We start from the raw sequence: 18,912 nt of genomic DNA, 5'->3' as shown, positions 1-18,912 counted from the left end.
GGCAACGGCAGCGCACGATATGATGTGAGGCCCTCGCAAGACGATATTCTCAGTATCATTCCGATGAACGGCGCCCCTCGTGACGCATTTCCCTACCGTTGAGCGCGCACTGCGTACAGGCGCCCCCCACGAACTCCTCGGCACGCTGCGCGACGCGTTGATCGAGCAATTCGAGGCCACCGAAGTCGACCTGCTCGTGGCGGACTACAGCTCCACCGTCCTCCAGCCGGTGACCGATCTCCCGCATACGGACCGGCCTTTGGCAGTGCAGACGAGTCCGGAGGGGCGCGCCTTCATCAGCCAGGAACCCTTCGGCAAGTACACCTCCCAGGACGGGACGACGATCGATCTGCATCTGCCGGTGACCGTGCGCGGCGACCGGCTCGGGATCCTGACCGTGCGCCTCCCCGAGCACAGATGCACGCCTCAGGCGGTCGAGGAAATGATGGGACTCGCCGAACTCCTCGGCCACGAGATCCTCGTGGCCGAGCGTGACACCGACCTCTACCTGCAGGCCCGCCGCCGCCAGCGGCTCACCCTGGCGGCGGAGATGCAGTGGCAACTGCTGCCCGCCCGGTCCTGTGCGCGCCAGGAATACGCCATCGGGGGACAGCTGGAACCCGCTTACGATATCCACGGGGACAATTTCGACTGGTCCACTACGGCCGACACCCTCACCCTCACCGTCACCAACGGAATGGGTGAGGGAATCCACGCGTCTCTTCTGACGAATCTTGCCGTCAATGCCCTCCGTAACGCCCGCAGGGCAGGAATCGGCATCGCGGACCAGGCGGCGCTCGCCGATCAGGCCATCTACGCCCAATACCAGGGCGCGCAATACGTGTCGACCTTGCTCCTGTTCTTCGAAATCCCCACGGGCCGCGTGCAGGTGGTGGACGCCGGATCGCCCCAGCTCTGGCGTCAGCGCGACAGGGTCGTGGAGCGCGTCGACTTCGTGGCACAGCATCCGCTGGGCATGTTCGACGAGACCCTCTACGAGGCGCAGGAGTTCCAGGCTCTGCCCGGAGACCGTCTGATCTTCGTCAGCGACGGGGTCTACGGCGCCGTCTCCGGAGCCGGGGAAGCCTACGAGGAGCGGGCGCTCGCGCGGGCCATCCAAGCCGTCAGTTTCCTGCCCGCCGCCGCGGTCCCACGGGCGCTGCTGGAGGAGCTGAGGGCGTACCGGGAAGCGGACCCCGACGACGACGCCCTGGTCGTCTGCCTCGACTGGTTCGGCCGCGGCCCCGCGCGTTCGCAGTGACCGTGGAACAGCTCATGCCACGGAGTGACCGCTCGGTCTCCTGCCCTCCTCATCGGTGGCTTTGAGCTGGGCGGTGAGCCCTGCGAGCCCTTTGGCCAGTGCACGGCGCTCGGCGGAGGGCATGTTGTCGATGGCCTGGTGCAGCATGCTGTCGCGCTGCTCCCGGATGCGCTGCAGATGCCGTTTCCCCGCAGGGGTCAGTCGCAAGGCGATCTCACGGCCGCTGTCGGGTGACGCCATGCGTTCGAGGAAGCCGATGGCTTGAAGTCGGTCGCACATGCGGGTGACGGTCGGCGGTGCGGAGGCGAGCTGCTGGCACACCGTCCGCATACGGATGCCGTCCTGCCGGTCGACGACGTACATCAGGCGCAGTTGGGACGCCGAGCCGGGCGCTGTGACATCGGCAGTGGAATTTCTGGCGTACTCCCACATCACGTCGAGGAGTTCGGTGATGGAACCGGCCGACTGGGTCGCCTCGTGAACTATCCCGCTGGGTGCGGCGTCTGGTGCGTTCATCACTGCCCGTCAGTGTGTGCGTCTGCCCGGTGAACGGCCGGGCAGTGGCTCAGGTGCCGGCGTCCGGCCGAGTGGGACGGAACACCGTGGCCTCCTCCTGGTGCGTCGAGTCCCCGGCGGCGCCGCTGGTGGTGGCAGGTGCCGTGAGGTGGTCGAAGGTGCCGGTGAGGCGCAGGACCCGGTCCAGGTTCGCGGGCCGGTCCTCCAAATGCAAACGTACCCCGGCCGCGGTGGTACGACGGCTGATCATCAGCAGGGCGGACAGGCCCATGGAGTCGATCACGCCGAGTCCTCTGCAGTGCAGGTGCAGGTCGCCCAGTCCGGGCCTGGCCGAGAGCTGCGCCGTGGCCTCGTTCACGAGGAGGTCGGCCGTGTCGTGATCGAGATCGCCGTCGAGCTCTATGCGCACCCGGTCCTCGGTGTCGACCCTGGTCAGGCGCAGATGGTCAGGGGGCGGTGTGGTCATGCGGGGTTCCCTGCCTCGGAGGGGTGGAGGGCGGTGACCGCTCGCGTCGCGGCGTGGAGGACGCGGGTCGCCCGCGGGAAGTCCTTGAGCTCCAGGGCGAGGAGGTGCAGGGCCGGCCCCAGGCTCCGCGCGGGCACGCCCCGCGCGCTGAGGACCTGCGCGGTCCAGGCGATGAACCCGGTGAAGAGGTCTTCGTCGTCGAGATAGAGGGCGGTGGCAAGGAACTCGACGATGGATGCGAGATCTTCCGCTGTCCGCTCACGCTGCAGATCGCTGTACGCGTTCATGAACGGCAGCGCGTCTTCCAGGGCCGTGAACACGGTCCGCACCAGGGCGTCGCCGTTGCGGGTGACCAGGGTGTATTCCTGATCCGCCAGGTGGGGCAGGTCGTCGATCGGCTGATGGTCGAGCGGCGGACGGGACAGGGGGCTGCGGGCGAGGTGCTCGGCGGCGGCGCGGGCGTCGGGGGCCCAGGCGTCGGCCCCGAGGAGTTCCGCGTACCGGCCCGTGGGCCCGAAGGCGGCGCCGCCCACGAGGACGGGGACGCCGATGGCCTGGCATGCGGTGATGGCCGCATGTGTGGTGGGCAGCCTCGTGGCGATCGAGCTGGAGAGGGCCACCGCGTCGGCACCGGTCATGTGGAGGTGGGCGATGAGGTGCGGGGTGGGGAGCTGGGCGCCGAGGTAGTCGATCCGCCAGCCGCGCAGCTTCAGGACCTCGGCCAGCAGGCGGGCGGGCAGGGCATGCCATTCGCCGTCGACGCAGGCCACGGTGATGCGGCCCCGGGTGATGGCCCTGCGGGCGGCGGGGTGGGCTCCGAGGGCGGTGATGACCCTTTCGTTGATGGCGGTGGCGGCGTGTTCCTGCGCGACGGTGATCCGGTTCTCCGCCCACTCCTGACCGACCTTGCCCTGGACCGGTGCGATCACGTCGAGCAGGACGCTCTCCGGGTCCGCCCCTTCGTCGAGGGCGCGCAGTACCAGGTCGGCGGCGGAACGCTCGTCTCCCGCCAGGGCCGCGTCCAACAGCCGGTCCGCCAGGTGCTCCGGGTGGCCGCTGCGCGGGAGGGAGGGCGATGTGCTCGTGCTCATCCGGTGAACCTGCCCCGAGTGTGCCCGTTCACCGCGCTCAGATGGTGGGTGCGCGGCGCTGCGATCACGACCACGGCCATGTCGTCGTGACGCCGGCTTCCGAGCCACTGGGCAGCCAGCATCTGCACGTGCTCTACGATGCCTTCGGCGGTCATCCCCGCGCATGCGGAAAGGGCGCGCTTGAGGCGCTCGTCCCCGAAGAGGACGTCGCCCATCGGCCCGCCCTTGGCTTCGGTGATTCCGTCGGTGTACAGGACGCAGCACTCCCCCGGTGCGAGGGTGACGGCCGCGGTACGGGCGGACACCTCGCGGATGGCTCCGACCAGGGTGCCGCCGGTGTCGGCCTCTTCGACGGTGCCGTCCCCTCGGACGATCAGCGGGGTCGGGTGGCCGGCACTGGTCAGCTTGAGGTCCACCTCGTTGCCCCGGAGCACGGCGGAGGCCAGGACCAGGGTCGCGAACCGCGCGTGGTGGGAGTTGAGCAGGGCGGTGTTCAGCAGCGAGAGCATCCGCTGGTGGTCGTCCGCCAAGGGCAGCAGGGCGTGCAACGTGCTGCGGATCTTGCCCGTGAGGACGGCGGCCTCCAGGCCCTTGCCGCACACGTCCCCGAGAGCGACCAGGGAGGCTCCGCCGTCGCCGGCCGGGTGCACGTCGTAGAAGTCCCCGCCGACGCGCTCGTGGTCGGCCGAGGGCCGGTAGCGGCCCGCGAAGTCCACTCCGGAGACCTGGTGCAGGGTCGGGGGCAGCAGCTCCCGCATCAGCACGTCCGTGATGGCGGTCTGCTCCGCGTAGAGGCGGGCGGCCGACATCGCCGCCCCCGCACGAGCGGCGAACGACCGGGCGAAGACCTCCTCCTCGTCACTGAAGGAGTCGGTCTTCGCCCTGCGCAGCAGGACCAGCGCCCCGGCCGGGACGCCGTGCCCGGGCAACGGCGTGATCACTATCGATCCGACCGGCCCGAAGCCCTCGGGCACCAGCCACGGCGGCGCCGTCGACGGATCGATCCACCGGGCGGGCACCGGCGGAAACCCGCGCAGCGCCTCACCCAGGCCCGGCACCTCGTCGGGGTCCACCGAATGGTGCGAAAGCTCGGGCACACCGCCCCGCAGGCAGGTCACCACCGGAAGCCTGCGCCCTCGGCTGGGGGCGATCGCGAGCGCCGCGTCCGCGAGGCTCTCCGCGGCCATCTGCGCGGTCACGTCCATACAGCGCCCCAGATTGAGGGTGGAGAGCAGGGCGCTCGACACCTTGGCGAGGAAGGCGGTCCGCTCGCGCTCCTTGTGCAGGGCGTCCCGAACGAGCTGGTGGTCGGTGTCGTCGACCAGCCACCACCCCACCGTGCCGTCGTCCCGCACGCTGGGGTGCGCCTCGTAGCGGCGCCCGCCGATCACACCGCAGAGCGCGGGGTCCGCATCCGGGGCGGCGTACGGGCCGGGGAGGCGCACCGTACGGTGCGCCTCGGCGAGCCAGGCCGGGGCCACGTCCACCAGAGGCGTGCCGGGCTCCGCCCGTGGCAGGAGCGCGGCGGCCGCGTCGTTGCGCCGTACGAGGGCGCCGTCCACGTCGACGACCAGGACGGGATGGGGGGCTGCGCCCCAGGGGAAGTCAGCATCCGGCTCCGCGATGGTGCGCGCTCGGGTGTGATCCAAATAAGCAGGATCCGCTGTGCGAATCCCTCACCTCATCAACTCGACGGAAAACGTTGCTCGAAGGCAACAATCTCTCACGTGGTCGGCCCCTGGCAAACGGACACCTCCTCGCCGCCCACGCAACCACGAGTGATCGCCCGGTTCTCACAAGAAGCGACGGATCGGCAGGACGGCCGCTTCCCGGGCCCTCTGCAGCAGGTCACGACGCTTCCAGCGGCCGGCCTCGATGAGCACGCTCTTCTCCCGGTCCTCATCGAAGTGACCATCCAAAGTGGCGGTGAACTCGCGATCGAGAACGGCGAGCATCACCTCCTCGTCGTGGTCGAGGGAGCGCCGGTTGAAGTTGGTGGAGCCGACCAGCGAGGCGACCCTGTCGATCGTGAGCGTCTTGGCATGCATCATCGTCGGCTGGTACTGGTAGATCTTCACACCGCAGGCCGTCAGGTCCTCGTAGTAGCGCTGCCCCGCCAACTGGCAGACCCGCTTGTCGGTGTGCGGTCCGGGCAGCAGGATCTCCACGTCCACCCCGCGTCGGGCGGTGTCGCAGAGCAGCCCGGTGAAGTAGCCGTCGGGGGCGAAGTAGGCGGTGGTGAGGCGGACCCTCTCCTCGGCCGACTCCAGGACGACACGCATCAGGGTCTGCATGTCCTGCCATCCGAAGGAGGCGGAGCCGCGGACCACTTGAACGACGGAGTCGCCGTGGTGCTCGCCGTCGATGAACCGGTCGCGGTCGTCGAAGAGTTCGTCGTGGCACTCGGCCCAGTTCTGGGCGAAGGCGGCGGCCAGGCCGTCGACGGCGGGACCGGTGACCTGGACGTGCGTATCGCGCCACTCGCTCTCGTTGCGGGCGTTACCGCACCACTCCTCCGCTATTCCGACGCCGCCGGTGAAGGCGGTGCGCTCGTCGACGACGAGGACCTTGCGGTGGCAACGGTGGTTCTGTTTGAGCGGTGAGAGGTAGAGCGGCTTGCGGAACCAGGCCACGTCCACCCCGGCCTCGTCCATCAGGGCCAGGTCGTCCTTCTCTATGAGCCGGCTGCCGAACCCGTCCAGCATGAGCCGCACGCGCACCCCGGCACGGGCGCGCTCGGCGAGCGCCGCGGCGAACTTGTGGGCGATGTCACCACGCCAGTAGACGAAGGTCATCATGTCCACGGTGTGCTCCGCCCGCCGGATCGCACCGAGCATCGCCGCGAAGATCTCATCACCGTTGCGCAGCGGAACGAGGGTGTTGCCCTCGGTCGCCGCGATGCCGATGAGCCGCTCCAGTCTGCGTCTGAGCCGCTGTGCACGCTCCGCGCAGAGGTCTGCTGCCGGCCCGTCCTGACCCTCCGGCGCCGTACGTTCGATCGTCTGAGTCATGCTCCACCTGTATGCGTGTCGGGCGGCATGGACGGCGAGCCCACTGCCGGTGATCCGGTACGGCGATCGAGCGGCTGCTACGGCTTACCGCACGAGAGGCGCGCTGACGCGCAGCCTGCCGTCTACCCCCTGAACGGCCGGAGATTCCACCGACCGGGGCCCCGTCGACTCGACGGCGCCCCCTCACCCGGGCTCCGCGAAGCGGCTCCCCCGCGCGCCACCACCTCAGGAGGATCCCGCTCGACGGGACAGCGCGCCGGGCCACCAGGCGCGCGGGCCGATGTCGATGACGAGGGCCGGTACCAGCAAGGACCGTACGACCAGGGTGTCGAGCAGGACGCCGAAGGCGACGATGAAGGCGATCTGGACGAGGAAGGCCAGCGGGATCACCATCAGTGCGGCGAAGGTCGCGGCGAGGACGACGCCAGCGGAGGTGATCACGCCTCCCGTGGTGGTGAGCCCTCGCAGCACGCCCTGGCGGGCGCCGAGGACGAGGGCTTCCTCGCGGACCCGGGACATCAGGAAGATGTTGTAGTCGACTCCGAGGGCGACGAGGAAGACGAACCCGTAGAGCGGTACGGAGGCGTCCGTGCCGGTGAAGCCCAGCAGGTGTTCGAAGACGAGAGCGGACACGCCCAGGGTCGCCAGGAAGTTGAGGGCGACCGTAGCGACGAGCAGGACCGGTACGAGCACGGAGCGCAGCAGGGCGATCAGGATCAGCAGGATGATGCCGAGGACGATCGGGACGATGACGGTGCGGTCGCGGGCGGCGGTCCGCTGGGTGTCGTACTGCTGGGCGGTGTAGCCGCCGACGAGGGCGTCGGCGCCCGCCACGGCGTGCACGCGGTCGCGCAGCTGCCGGACCGTCCCGTTGGCGGCGCCGCTGTCCGCCGCGGCCTTGAGCGTGGCGTCCAGGCGTACTCGGCCGTCGACGACGAGCGGGGCCTCCGTTCCCGGTCGTCCGCTCGCGGTGGCCGGGAGGACGGCGGCGACGCCGTCCGTCCCCTCGGCGGCCGCACGTACTTCGGCGGCTCGGCCCACGTTGGTGATGATCACGGCGGGGTTGCCCGAACCGCCGGGGAAGTGGCGGGCCAGGGTCTGTTGGGCACCGACCGAAGGAGCGTCGTTGACGAAGATCTCGTCCAGCGGCACGCCCTTGGACGACAGGGTGGAGGAGAAGCCCGCCAGCACGACGAGCAGCAGAGCGGTGGACACCCAGACCCGCCTCGGTGCCCGGTCGATCACCGCGGCGATGCGGCGCCACACCCTGTGGCCTTCGAGATCGGCGTCGGCGGGCTTGGGAGTGGCGGGCCAGTAGGCGGCCCGGCCCAGCAGCACCAGAGCGGCCGGCAGGAAGGTGAGAGTGGCGAGGACCGAGCAGGCGATGCCGATGGCACCGACCGGTCCGAGGGCCCGGTTGTTGGTGAGGTCGCTGGCCAGCAGGGCCAAGAGGCCCAGGGCCACGGTCGCCGCACTGGCCGTGATGGCTCCGGCCGACCTGCGTACCGCGGCCTTCGCCGCGTCCATGCGGTCCCCCCGGCGGGCGAGCTCCTCACGGAAGCGCGCTGCCAGGAGCAGCGCGTAGTCGGTCGCGGCGCCGATGACCAGGATCGACAAGATCCCCTGGACCTGGCCGTCCACCCGTACTACGCCCCGGTCCGCCAGCGCGTAGACCACCGCGCAGGCCAGACCGAGGGCGAACACCGCGCTGATGATGATCACGAGGGGCAGCAGCACGCTGCGGTAGACCAGGAGCAGGATCAGCAGCACCGCCGCGAGGGCCACACCGAGCAGCAGTCCGTCGATGCCGGCGAACGCGTCGGACAGGTCCGCCTGGCTGGCCGCGGGTCCGGCGATCTGGACCGTGGTACCGGTCACCCGCTGGGCGGCCTGCCGCACCTCCCCCACGACCGTCGGCAACTCATCGCCCAGATCGGTGGCCAGCCGAACGACCGCCTGCATCGCCTCTCCGTCGGCGGAGACGACGGCCGGGGAAGGCGCAGCAACGACACCGTTGCCGCCGGCGAGACCGCTGACCGCCTGAGTGGCGGCTTCCTGCTGTGCGGCGCTGATCCGGTTGCCGTTCGCCGTCCAGACGATGATGGCGGGGACCGAGGGCGACGTCTCGAACGCCTTGCGGGCTTCGAGGACTTGCGTGGACTCGGCGTTGCGCGGCAGGAACGCCGCCTGGTCGTTGGTGGCGACCTCGCCCAGCTTCCCCGCATACGGTCCCAGCGTCCCGCCGATGCCGAGCCACACGATCAGCAACGCGAGCGGCACGATCCAGCGGGCCCATCTCGGTGTGCTCTTCAAGGTGAGTCCCTCACTGCTCGGATTAAGTCACTCATAAAGAATGTCAATCATCGAGAGACTATATGCTCTGAGCATGCGCGACACCGACAGTCCCTCGCCTTCACTTCCGACTCACGACCCCATCGGGTTGCAGTCCTTCGCCGTCTTGCTGCGCAGGATGAACGCGGAGTTCAATCGCATCGCGCAGGAGTTCGCCCACGCCCAGGGCCTTCACCTCACCGACGTACAGGCCCTCATCGCCGTATTGGACGCGGACGACGGCGAGGATGCCGGCCCCATGACGCCGGGACGGCTGCGCAAGCAGATGAACCTCACCTCCGGTGCCATGACCGCGTGCCTGGACCGACTGGAGAGGGCGGGCCACATCCGCCGCGTCAGGGCGGCCGATGACCGCCGGGTGGTCCACCTGCACTACGCCCAGGCGGCCAGGAAGGTCGCCCGGGACTACTTCCGCCCCCTGGCCACCGGTACGGACGCCGCGCGCGACCACTTCACCGACGACGAACTCCACGTGGTGGTGCGCTTCCTCACCGAAATGAACCGGCAGCTCGCCCTCGTCGGGCGATGAGCGCCTGCCCTGCCGGTTCCGGCGAGGGCTGAAGACCGAGCCCGTGGGACTTCCGGCGCGCACGGCCTCGCCCGGCAAACGACGCGGGATTCGATGCGAAAACGCTGCAAGTTGAGTCAACGCATCGCACCTGGACACCCTGGTGGCAACCGTCCGCCGGACTCCGAGGGTGTATCGCTCCCGCTGCGGGGCCGCTGAAACCGGCTCCCATCCGGCAGAGGCGGCGCACCGAATCATCCGACGGAAGCGAGGTCACGGGACGGCGTTCCCGGACCCAAGACACCTGGGGGTGGAGTGGATGGACCGAAAGAGCATCGCGGTGATCGGGTCAGGAGTGTCCGGACTCACGGCCGCGCACGTGCTGTCCCGCGCCCACGACGTGCACCTCTACGAGGCGGACGAACGCCTCGGCGGCCACGCGCACACCCACGAGGTGCCGATCAGCGGTGGCGGGACGGTCGACGTCGACACCGGGTTCATCGTCCACAACGAACGCACGTATCCCCACCTCCTGCGACTCTTCCGCGAACTGGGCGTGAGCACACAGGACTCCGAGATGAGCATGTCCGTCCGGTGCGACGGTTGCGGCCTGGAGTACGCCGGTGCCCGCGGGCCCCTCGGACTCCTGGGCGGCGCGAACCTGCTGCGCGGCCGCCATCTGTTGATGCTCGCCGACGTGCCCCGTTTCCACCGCGCCGCCCGCCGGCTGCTCGCCGACGGCGACACGACCCCCACCCTGGGCGATTTCCTGCGCCGGCACCGCTTCTCGTCCTACTTCGTCGGCCACTTCGCGATCCCGCTCGTCGCGGCCGTCTGGTCCTGCGCGCCGGCGACCGCCCTGGACTACCCGGCCACCTACCTCTTCCGCTTCCTCGACCACCACGGACTGCTGGCCGTCACCGGTTCCCCGCAGTGGAAGACCGTCACCGGCGGGTCCAAGGCCTACGTCGAGCGGGCCGCCAAGTCCCCCGCCCGCGTCCTGACCTCCACACCGGTGCGCACGGTCGTGCGCGGAGCCGGCCGCGTACGCCTGATCACCGAGGACGGTGAGACTGCCGAGCACGCCGCCGTCGTCATCGCCGTCCACCCCGACCAGGCACTGAGACTCCTCGCCGATCCGTCCGAGCGGGAACGGCGCGTGCTGGGCGCCTTCACCTACTCCCGGAACCCGACCGTCCTGCACCGCGACACCGCCGTCCTCCCGCGGGCCGGCCACGCACGGGCGTCATGGAACTACTGGCTCCCCTCCTGCTCGGCCCGCCCGGGATCCGTTCGGGTCAGCTACGACCTGAACCGCCTGCAACGCCTGCCCTCCCACGAGCCGCACATCGTCACGCTCAACCCCGGCGACCGCATCGACGAGACCACGGTCCTCGCCCGGATGACGTACGAACACCCGGTCTACACGGCCGAGTCGGTGGCGGCGCAGCGACTGCTGCCCACCCTCAACGACGGCGTCACCGCCTATGCGGGCGCCTACCACGGATGGGGCTTCCACGAGGACGGCTGCCGTTCGGGCGCCGAGGCCGCCGGATCTCTGGGGGTGACCTGGTGAATGGCGCCCGCACCCGCCCGGCACCGCGTATGCCCGCCTTGTACGCGACCGAGGTGCGGCACACCCGGTCCACGCCCGTCACGTACACCTTGCGGCACCGGACCTACCTGTGGCTCGTCGACGTGGACGACCTTCCCGACCTGCCCCGCCTGCTGCGCCCGTTCGCCCGTTTCGACCCCCGCGACCACTTCTCGGGCGATGCCTCCAGCCTGCGCGCCGGTCTCGACGCCTACCTCGCCGCGCAGGGCGTCCTCGGCGCGGACGGGCGGGTCGTCATGCTCGCCCACGCTCGCGTACTGGGCCACGTCTTCAACCCCTTGACCCTGTACTGGTGCCACGACAGGTCCGAACGCCTCGTCTGCGTCGTCGTCGAGGTCCACAACACCTACGGCGAACGCCACTGCTATCTCGTGCACCCCGACGACCAGGGCCGTTCCGAGGTGGCCAAGGACTTCTACGTCTCCCCGTTCTTCGGCGTCGAGGGCAGCTACCGGATGAGGCTGCCGCTGCCCGGAGACCGTCTCGACCTCACCGTCCAGCTCCGCCACGGCGACGGTTCGCGCCCCCTGACCGCGACGGTCCGGGGAACGCACCGCCCGGCCGGGACCCGCGGCCTCCTCGCGGCCCTGCTGCGCAACCCGTGGTCGACCGCCGGAGTCTCGCTCGGCATCCGCCGGCACGGAATCCGCCTCTACCTCAAAGGCCTGCCCGTCCAGCCCCGGCCCACCCACTGCCAGGCTCATCCCGCCCAGGAAGAATCGCCGTGACCCTCACCCTGCCTCCCGCTCCCGACTCCGGTACCCGGGCCGGCCGCGACCTGGTCGACGCCGAACGCTGGCCCGACGTCGCCCGCCTGCCACGCACCTCGGCCCTGCGCACCGCGGTCGCGCGCCGGATCGTGGAACGCGCTCTCACCCGCCTGCCGCTGCGGGTGCGGATCGCCGCCGCCGAGACATGCGACACCCGGCAGCCCGAGGGAGCGGCCGGCAGCCCGCCGACTCTGACCCTGCGCGACCCCGAAGCGTTCTACCGGCGGATCGGCACGGACGGCCTGATCGGCTTCGGAGAGTCCTACATGGCCGGCGAATGGGACAGCGACGACCTGGTCGCCACCCTGACCGTCCTCGCCCGCCACGTGGACGACCTCGTACCGCAGGCCCTGCGCCGTATGCGCGGCGCCTGGGTCCACCGCAGGCCCACCTCGGACCTGAACACCGTCGACGGGGCCCGCCGCAACATCCACCGCCACTACGACCTGTCCAACGACCTCTTCGCCACTTTCCTCGACCCCACCCTGACCTACTCCTCGGCCCTCTTCGCGTCGCTCCCGGCCGGCCCTGCGGACCTGCCCGCCGCGCAGCACCGCAAGATCGACCGCCTCCTCGATCTTGCCGGGACCGGACCCGGAACCCATCTCCTGGAGATCGGCACGGGTTGGGGCGAACTCGCCGTCCGCGCCGCCCTGCGCGGCGCCCGGGTGCGCACCGTCACGCTCTCCCAGGAGCAGCGCGCGCTCGCGCTGCGGCGCATCGCGGACGCCGGGGTCGCCGACCGGGTCACCGTGGAGCTGTGCGACTACCGCCGCCTGGACGGAAGGTACGACGCCGTCGTGAGCGTCGAGATGATCGAAGCCGTCGGAGCCGCCTACTGGCCCGCCTACTTCGGCGCCCTGCGCCGCCTGCTCGCCCCCGGCGGCCGAGCCGTGCTCCAGGCCATCACCATGCCGCACGAACGGATGCTGAACACCGCCCGCACCCACACCTGGATCAGCAAGTACGTGTTCCCCGGCGGTCTGATCCCCTCCAGGGAGGCCATCAGCCGGCAGAGCGAGGCCGCGGGACTGCGCGTCGTCCACGACGCCGGCTACGGCGACCACTACGCGGAAACGCTCCGGCTGTGGCGCGAGCGCTTCCTGAGTCGGTCCGCCGAGGTGACGGCCCTCGGCTTCGACCACGCCTTCCGCCGGATGTGGGAGCTCTACCTCGCCTACTCCGAGGCCGGCTTCCGCTCCCGCTACCTCGACGTACGCCAGCTCGTGCTCACCGGCGGGTCGGAGCCGCACGGCACGACAGGGGCGCTCGCGTGAGCCCCGTTGACACCGGAGCCCTCGTCACCGTCCTCGCCGCGTCGGCGGGCACGGCGCTCGCCGTCATGCTGCTCACCTTCGCCCTGGCCACGGTCAAGGGGGTCCACAGGATCGTCGACAGCGCCTGGGGTGCGGCCTTCGCGGCCGTCGCCGTCGTCGCCTGGTTCCTCTCGGCCGGCTACGGCGATCCGGCGCGAAGGACCGTCGTGGCCCTTGCCACCGTGGTGTGGGGGCTGCGCCTCGCGGTACACATCGCACGGCGCGGCCGCGGGCACGGAGAGGACCCGCGGTACGCCCGTATGCTCGCCCGGGCACCGGGCAACCCGGCCGTATATGCCCTGCGCAGCATCTATCTCCTTCAGGGCGCCCTCGTCTGGCTGGTCTCGCTCCCCGTCCAGATCGCCGTGCTGCTGCCCCGGTCCCTGGACGCCGCGGCCGCGGTGGGGCTGGCCCTCTGGGCCGTCGGACTGTTCTTCGAGGCGCTCGGCGACCACCAACTCGCCCGGTTCAAGTCCGACCCGGCGAACAAGGGCCGCATCATGGACCGCGGGCTGTGGGCCTGGACCCGCCACCCCAACTACTTCGGCGACTTCCTCGTCTGGTGGGGCCTGTACCTGACGGCCTGCGCCACCTGGCAGACCGCGGCCGCCGCCGTCATCTCCCCACTCCTGATGAGCCTCCTGCTCATCAAGGGCAGCGGCAAACGCCTGTTGGAGGCGCACATGGCCGGCCGCCCCGGCTACGCCGACTACCTGGCCCGCACCAGCGGCTTCTTCCCCCGGCCACCCCGGCCACCACGCTCCGGGGACCGGCCGCGGTGAAGACCGGAACGCTCATCCGGGTTTCTTCGCCGTGAGACGGCCGCCGGGACCGCCCGCCCCACCGGGCACCGCGTCCTCGGCCACGACAGCGTGCGGCTGGGCATAGAGCGTGGAGATCACGTCCAGGGCCTCCCTCAACCCCCGAGGACGCACCATGCCCGCGGTCACGGACCGCACGGACCACCCCGGGCCCGCGAGGAGGACCAGAGGGGTGGTCCTCGCCCCTTTGAGGCCGAACGCCGTGGACGCCACCACCCGGGCCAGCACGCTGTCGGCCGTCGACCGGGACTGTGACCACAGCACGACGGCCATCGGACCCGACCGGCCCACCGCCGCCCGTAGCGCCTCCGCCGGCACGGCAGCACCGAACATCCGGGCCGGCAGCCCCCGTTCGGCCAGACCCGCGGTCAGCGCCTCCAAAGGCAGCGTGTGCTGCTCCCCGGGAAGACAGGCCAGCACCACCGGCGCCGTATGACCCGACGCCCGAGGGGCAGTGACGGCCGCCCGCCGCAGCACGGTCGACACGTACCAGGACAGCAGATGCTCCACCTCGACGTACCGGTCCTCCGTGGATTCCCACTTGCGCCCCACGGCGTGCAAAGTGGGCGCCATCACCTCCTCCCACGCGGTCACCAGGCCGTGCGTTTCCACCGTCTGCTGCAGCAGGGTCTCCATGGCCGGGCCGTCGAGCCTCACCGCGGCGCGTGCCAGCCCCCGGCACTCCTGCCGCACCTCGCCCAGAGGCAGCCCGCCACCCGGACCGCCCTGACGGCGCCGGGGCTGCACCTCCGGCGGCGCGATCGCATCCGCCGGAACGGGCAGCGAGGGTTCGGCGCGGTCCGCCGCATCGGATCGACCGCGCAGGGCTGCCGCCGCGCGGGCGGCCTCGGCCGGAGGGATGCCGGACGAGGTGAGCCGGCACATCTCTTCGAGCATCGCGACGTCACCGGGCATCCACCGCCGGTGCCTGCCGCCCTCCCGCACTTGCGGCCCGATGCCGTACCGCTGCTCCCAGGAACGCACCGTGGTCGGTGAAACGCCCAGACGCCGTGCCACCGCGCCCGTCGTGACACCGAGGGCTGTTTCGGTCATGCCATCCATACTACGAAGCGAATTCGATGCGCGGCCGGGCGCGGGGCCGGGAGCGGGTCCGGGAGCGGATCGCGGTGGTGCATCCGGGAGACGGCCGATACCGGAAGTCTCCAGAAGGAAGGTGGCAGTCCGACGAGGAGGCGACAATGATCAATGTGGTGCGCACGATGCTCGTTTCCCGTCCTGTGCGGGACGCCGTGGCCTACTTCGCCGACTTCGCACACGCCCGGGAGTGGGATCCCGCGACCGTCTCATGTGTCCGCCTCGACCAGGGTCCCGTCGAGCCGGGCGCGCGGTGGCGCAACGTCTCACGCTTCCGCGGGCGCACCAGCGAGGTGTCGTACCGGCTCGATGTCCTGGAGGTCGACCGTCTGGTGTTCACCGGCGAGAACGGCAGCGTCCTCATCACGGACGATCTGAGGTTCACGCCGGTGTCCGCCGATTCGACGCGGCTGACCTACAGGGCGACCTTCGGATTCAAGGGCGTCGCCCGGCTCGCGGCTCCGTTCCTGCGCAAGGACGTCAACCGGCTCGCGGATGACGTTGCCGCTGCCGTGCCCCGCGTCACCGGCCTCTGATTCCCACCGCCGCGGGACGACGGCCCGCTCGCTGCGGCGGGATTCGGGGGCTACGCGTGGGAGGCGGGCAGCGGCGGCGTCGCCCACCGGATGGCCGCGGTCACCGCCCGCCCGCCGGGCCCCGCCACCGGCGACAAGAGCCGACTGGTGAGGGGCAGTGCGAGCTGTGCTCTGGCCCACCCGGGAAGCACATCCGCCGCCGCGGTCGCCAGAAGGGCGTACGGGACGCGCACCGCGGCCGGCAGTGGGGGATGCGACAGCAGGTAGCGGGTGGTCGCCCGTGACGCGGCGGTGGGCCGGAGCTCCTTGCGGTATCCGTCGAGGCGGGCGCTCAGCTCCTCCCGGGTCACCGGTGGTGCTTCGGCTCCGAGCCGGCGCGCGACGTACACCATGTCGGCCACGTACCCGTCCTGTCCGCGGCCGTCCAGGGGCCGGCGCCCGTAGCGCTGGTACGCCCGCAGGAAGCACTCCGTCTCGGCGAGGTGGACCCAGGCCAGCAGATGCGGATCGCCGGCACGGTACGCCACGCCCTCGGCCGTGGTGCCCCGGATCCGCTCGTGCACCGCTCGTACCCGAAGTACGGCCTGTGCCGCGTCCCGGTCGGTTCCGAAGGTGGTGAAGGCCAGGAAGGTGCTGGTGCGCTGGAGCCGCCCCCAGGGATCCCCCCTGAACCCGGAGTGTGCCCAGACGGCCGCCATGGCGAGGGGGTGCAGCGATTGCAGGAGCAGCGCGGCGAGCCCTCCGACGTACATCGAGGCATCCGCATGGACGAGTCGGATCGGACGGTCGGGCGCGAACCAGCGCGGCCCCGGAGCCCCGTGGATACGGGCACGCCGCTGACGGGCTGCAGGACCGGCGACCCTGAGCAGCAGTTCCTCTCCCGCCCGGGCCTGGAGCCCGGGGAGGACAGCACGAGGCCATGGCATGCATCCAGCATCTCGCGCCCCGGCTTCTCGCGCAGGCCTTCCCGGCAGGTCACCGAGGCACCGCTCCACCCGGGTGTCCCAGAGTCCGCGCCGGCAGCGGCGTCAGCAGCCGAGGCAGGGACGCAATCCTTCGAGGAGGCGGAACGTGGGCGGAGTGGGCCAGGGTGCCGACCTGTCGGTTGCTCAGGGGGTGTTCAGACCCAACCTCTGGTTGCTGGTGTTGGCTCCGCCGGGGCTCAGGCACGCTCCGAGGACCAGACCGATCACTGGCGCGGCTGCCACACCACTCGATCGCCGCGCACCCGGATGGCCGTAGAGGCCCCTCCGCCCCGCAGCACACGGACCCCCGTCCGCGCCGTTCTCTTCGACGGGCACCGGACCGGGTGGACCGGCGCCCGTGGGCCTCGGCGGTGGGCACCGTCGCGTGGGCTGCGGGCACCTCTTACGTCACCAGGTGCAGCGACGTTTCCGCGATGCCCAGCCGTACGCTCTGGCCCCAGGTCAGTTCCAGGGCGTCGCCCTCCATCCCGTCGCCGAACACCACCATCCGGTCCGACTCCACGGTGAGCCGCAGCCCCTGCCCCCGGCCCAGTTCACCGGCGACCCTCGTCGTTCCGGTCGCGGGCGAGGGCCAGGCTTCCCGTACGAACCACAGGAGCCGGCGCTCGCAGGGCGCGGGCAGCCCCACGGAGCTGCCGCGCTCCAGCCACAGGGAACGCAGCCAGCCGGTGGCACCCGTGCCGGTGCCCACCAGCACCCCGGAGGACGCCTGGGCCTCACCCGGGGCCCGGTCGCCGTCGGAGCCCAGGCGGTAGCGGGCCGTCTGGTGACCGGACGAGCCCAGATAGATCTCGTTCAGCGCGACAAGTCGCTGGGTGTCGTCGGCAACGGCCTCGACCATGGTGAGTTCCTCCGCCCGGCCCCCGGCGGCGACCGCCGCGTGCAGCAACGGTGCCGCGTCGGCGCAGCGGTGACGGACCAGGACGCCCGGGTTTCGCCCCGGATCGGTGTCGATGCCCACGACCGGCTGCCCGCGCAGATATTTCGCGGTGTTGGCGACCAGGCCGTCCTGGCCGACCACGACCACCACGTCCTCCGGGGCGAACAGGAAGCGGTCCAGGTCCGCCCGCTCCACCCGGGCGCTGCGCCAGGTGAGCGGCACCGCCGCCGCCACCTCCCGCAGCGCCTGCCGCGTCCGCTCGTGGCGGCGGACCACCTCGTCGATCGACCGGCCCCGGCTGGAAAGGAAGAAGGCGGCCTGCCCGTGCGTCCCGTGCCGGGCGAGCAGTTCCTCGTACTCGGTCCTGCGGTGTACGAGCACCGCGCGCGGGGCCAGGCTCACTCGCCCGAGCCGCCTTCCGGACGTCCGAGCTTGGCGAGGAGCCCGGTGAGCACATCGGGGGACAGCGTGATGCTCTCGATCCGCGGCAGGTTCTCCGCCAGTCGGGTCGCCGCCAGGGCGTGCAGCGTGCCCGGGCCGGCCTCGTCGTGCACGCGCAGCCACGCAGCCTGGACCTCGGCGCGCGCCGCGCCCGTCTCGCGCGCCGCCTCGGCGTCCGCACGGGCCAGGCGGACCTTCCGGGCCGCCTCGGTCTCGGTCCGGATGCCGTCGGCCGCCGCCTTCTCCTCGGCCTCGCGACGGGCATTGGTGCCGCGCTGGTCGATCAGCTGCTCCTCGCGCCTGGCCAGTTCGATCTGGCTGGCCAGTTCGTTCTCGGCGATGGCCCGTTCACGCTCGACGGCGACGGCCCGCCGCTCGTAGGTGGCCCGGTCCGCCTCCTGCTGGATCTGCTCGCGGGCCGGGGTGCGCAGGGCGCGCTCCACCTCGGCCTCGGGGCGGATGGCCACGACCCGTACGGCCACGACCTCGATGCCGGTGGCCGGGAGCCTGGGCTCGGCCGCGAGACCGGCGGTGACGCTCCCCCGCACGGAGGCGACGCCGTCCACCAGGGCGGCCGCCAGCGGGGTCCGGGCCAGGACGGCCAGCGTGTGCTGCTGCGCGGTCTCGGTGAGGAGAGTGGCGATCTGCTCCAAGGGGGCTCCGCGCCAGCTGCCGGTGTCCGGGTCGACGGAGAAGTCGAGCCGGGCCGCGGCTTCGGCCGGGTCGCTGATCCGGTAGGTGACGGTGGCCTGCACGGCGACGTCCTGGAAGTCGGACGTACGGGCGTGGAACGCCATGGCCAGCTCCCGGTCGTCGACCGGCACTTCGGACAGCGCCGCCGAGAGCGACCGGTACCAGAAGCTGAGCCCGAGCCCGTCGTGGACGAGTCGGCCGCGCTTGTGGTGGCGGATGTGGGTGGTGGGCGCGGAGCGCAGGTGGCGCCAGCCGAAGCGCCGGGTGATGTCGGCCATGGGAATCCCCCTCGATTTCGTCAAAATGACGATAACAAGCCCCCTTCAATATCGTCAAGAGGACGAAAAGAAGCTGCCGGGCCCGTCGGGGCCAAGCGGGACGACCCGGACTCGGCGTGCGCACGGGCCCGGCCCGGCCCGGCCCGGCGGCCGGCACCGGGCGTCCGGAGACCGCGGCCGACGCGGATAATGGCACCACCCCCGGGCCGCCGCGCGCGAAGGCCCGTACCGCCCTCAAGAGATGAAGAGCAGAGTCCATGACGCTGAAGGAAGGCC

The 18,912-nt window shown here is 71.3% G+C and carries 17 protein-coding genes; 7 read left to right on the top strand and 10 right to left on the bottom strand.

The features are described from left to right. The first annotated feature begins 79 nt into the window (after window positions 1-79). The gene (locus CP980_RS33065) at window positions 80-1,261 is read left to right on the top strand and encodes a PP2C family protein-serine/threonine phosphatase (protein ID WP_132761074.1); all 1,182 of its coding nucleotides are present in this window, start codon (window positions 80-82) and stop codon (window positions 1,259-1,261) included. Between the two features lie 12 nt (window positions 1,262-1,273). Here CP980_RS33065 and CP980_RS33060 read toward each other — a convergent pair whose 3' ends face one another. From CP980_RS33060 to CP980_RS33035, 6 genes are all read right to left on the bottom strand, one after another. Then, window positions 1,274-1,777 (bottom strand): MarR family winged helix-turn-helix transcriptional regulator, encoded by a 504-nt coding sequence (locus tag CP980_RS33060; RefSeq protein WP_132761073.1) that lies wholly within the window; start codon window positions 1,775-1,777, stop codon window positions 1,274-1,276. A gap of 49 nt (window positions 1,778-1,826) precedes the next feature. After that, on the bottom strand, window positions 1,827-2,243 hold the full coding sequence (locus tag CP980_RS33055; RefSeq protein ID WP_150529858.1) for an STAS domain-containing protein: 417 nt from the start codon (window positions 2,241-2,243) through the stop codon (window positions 1,827-1,829). Next, complete coding sequence (locus CP980_RS33050; protein WP_132761071.1) at window positions 2,240-3,334, bottom strand: cobalamin B12-binding domain-containing protein; 1,095 nt, start codon at window positions 3,332-3,334, stop codon at window positions 2,240-2,242. The genes CP980_RS33055 and CP980_RS33050 overlap by 4 nt, the downstream gene beginning before the upstream one ends. Beyond that, window positions 3,331-4,983, bottom strand: a complete 1,653-nt coding sequence (locus CP980_RS33045) for a PP2C family protein-serine/threonine phosphatase (RefSeq protein WP_132761070.1) — start codon at window positions 4,981-4,983, stop codon at window positions 3,331-3,333. Before CP980_RS33045 ends, CP980_RS33050 begins: the two co-directional genes overlap by 4 nt. Before the next feature lie 144 nt (window positions 4,984-5,127). Continuing rightward, window positions 5,128-6,345: a phospholipase D-like domain-containing protein gene (locus CP980_RS33040; protein WP_229907353.1), complete on the bottom strand. Its 1,218-nt coding sequence runs from the start codon at window positions 6,343-6,345 to the stop codon at window positions 5,128-5,130. 225 nt (window positions 6,346-6,570) lie between these two features. Beyond that, window positions 6,571-8,658, bottom strand: a complete 2,088-nt coding sequence (locus tag CP980_RS33035; RefSeq protein ID WP_150529857.1) for an MMPL family transporter — start codon at window positions 8,656-8,658, stop codon at window positions 6,571-6,573. Between the two features lie 73 nt (window positions 8,659-8,731). On the opposite strand from CP980_RS33035, the gene CP980_RS33030 reads away from it, so the two are divergent. The 5 genes from CP980_RS33030 (at window position 8,732) to CP980_RS33010 (ending at window position 13,688) form a co-directional block, all read left to right on the top strand. Further along, window positions 8,732-9,226 carry a MarR family winged helix-turn-helix transcriptional regulator gene (locus CP980_RS33030; RefSeq protein WP_132761068.1) on the top strand — a complete coding sequence of 165 codons (495 nt, stop codon included), beginning with the start codon at window positions 8,732-8,734 and terminating at the stop codon, window positions 9,224-9,226. A gap of 298 nt (window positions 9,227-9,524) precedes the next feature. Next, a complete protein-coding gene (locus tag CP980_RS33025) occupies window positions 9,525-10,781 on the top strand; it encodes an NAD(P)/FAD-dependent oxidoreductase (protein WP_132761067.1) in 1,257 nt (418 codons plus the stop codon). Window positions 10,782-10,810: 29 nt separating this feature from the next. Continuing rightward, complete coding sequence (locus CP980_RS33020; RefSeq protein ID WP_150529856.1) at window positions 10,811-11,548, top strand: DUF1365 domain-containing protein; 738 nt, start codon at window positions 10,811-10,813, stop codon at window positions 11,546-11,548. Beyond that, complete coding sequence (locus tag CP980_RS33015) at window positions 11,545-12,867, top strand: SAM-dependent methyltransferase (protein ID WP_150529855.1); 1,323 nt, start codon at window positions 11,545-11,547, stop codon at window positions 12,865-12,867. Before CP980_RS33020 ends, CP980_RS33015 begins: the two co-directional genes overlap by 4 nt. Then, the gene (locus CP980_RS33010) at window positions 12,864-13,688 is read left to right on the top strand and encodes a DUF1295 domain-containing protein (RefSeq protein WP_229907354.1); all 825 of its coding nucleotides are present in this window, start codon (window positions 12,864-12,866) and stop codon (window positions 13,686-13,688) included. The genes CP980_RS33015 and CP980_RS33010 overlap by 4 nt, the downstream gene beginning before the upstream one ends. Before the next feature lie 12 nt (window positions 13,689-13,700). On the opposite strand, the gene CP980_RS33005 is transcribed toward CP980_RS33010, so the two are convergent. Next, the gene (locus CP980_RS33005; protein ID WP_229907355.1) at window positions 13,701-14,789 is read right to left on the bottom strand and encodes a MerR family transcriptional regulator; all 1,089 of its coding nucleotides are present in this window, start codon (window positions 14,787-14,789) and stop codon (window positions 13,701-13,703) included. Between the two features lie 137 nt (window positions 14,790-14,926). On the opposite strand from CP980_RS33005, the gene CP980_RS33000 reads away from it, so the two are divergent. Continuing rightward, window positions 14,927-15,358, top strand: a complete 432-nt coding sequence (locus tag CP980_RS33000) for an SRPBCC family protein (RefSeq protein ID WP_150529853.1) — start codon at window positions 14,927-14,929, stop codon at window positions 15,356-15,358. A gap of 50 nt (window positions 15,359-15,408) precedes the next feature. Here CP980_RS33000 and CP980_RS32995 read toward each other — a convergent pair whose 3' ends face one another. The 3 genes from CP980_RS32995 to CP980_RS32985 all read right to left on the bottom strand — a co-directional run bounded on the left by CP980_RS32995 (window position 15,409) and on the right by CP980_RS32985 (window position 18,636). Then, window positions 15,409-16,284, bottom strand: coding sequence for an oxygenase MpaB family protein (locus tag CP980_RS32995; RefSeq protein ID WP_150529852.1), 876 nt, complete (start codon window positions 16,282-16,284; stop codon window positions 15,409-15,411). 442 nt (window positions 16,285-16,726) lie between these two features. Then, window positions 16,727-17,626, bottom strand: a complete 900-nt coding sequence (locus tag CP980_RS32990; RefSeq protein ID WP_150529851.1) for an NAD(+)/NADH kinase — start codon at window positions 17,624-17,626, stop codon at window positions 16,727-16,729. Continuing rightward, window positions 17,623-18,636 carry an SPFH domain-containing protein gene (locus CP980_RS32985; RefSeq protein WP_132761062.1) on the bottom strand — a complete coding sequence of 338 codons (1,014 nt, stop codon included), beginning with the start codon at window positions 18,634-18,636 and terminating at the stop codon, window positions 17,623-17,625. The genes CP980_RS32990 and CP980_RS32985 overlap by 4 nt, the downstream gene beginning before the upstream one ends. Window positions 18,637-18,912 lie beyond the last annotated feature (276 nt).

Source organism: Streptomyces vinaceus (genome assembly GCF_008704935.1).
In the GTDB taxonomy this organism is placed as follows: Bacteria; Actinomycetota; Actinomycetes; order Streptomycetales; family Streptomycetaceae; genus Streptomyces; species Streptomyces vinaceus.
The sequence above is the reverse complement of the archived record's forward strand: the minus strand, read 5'-3'. Positions and strand labels throughout refer to the sequence as shown.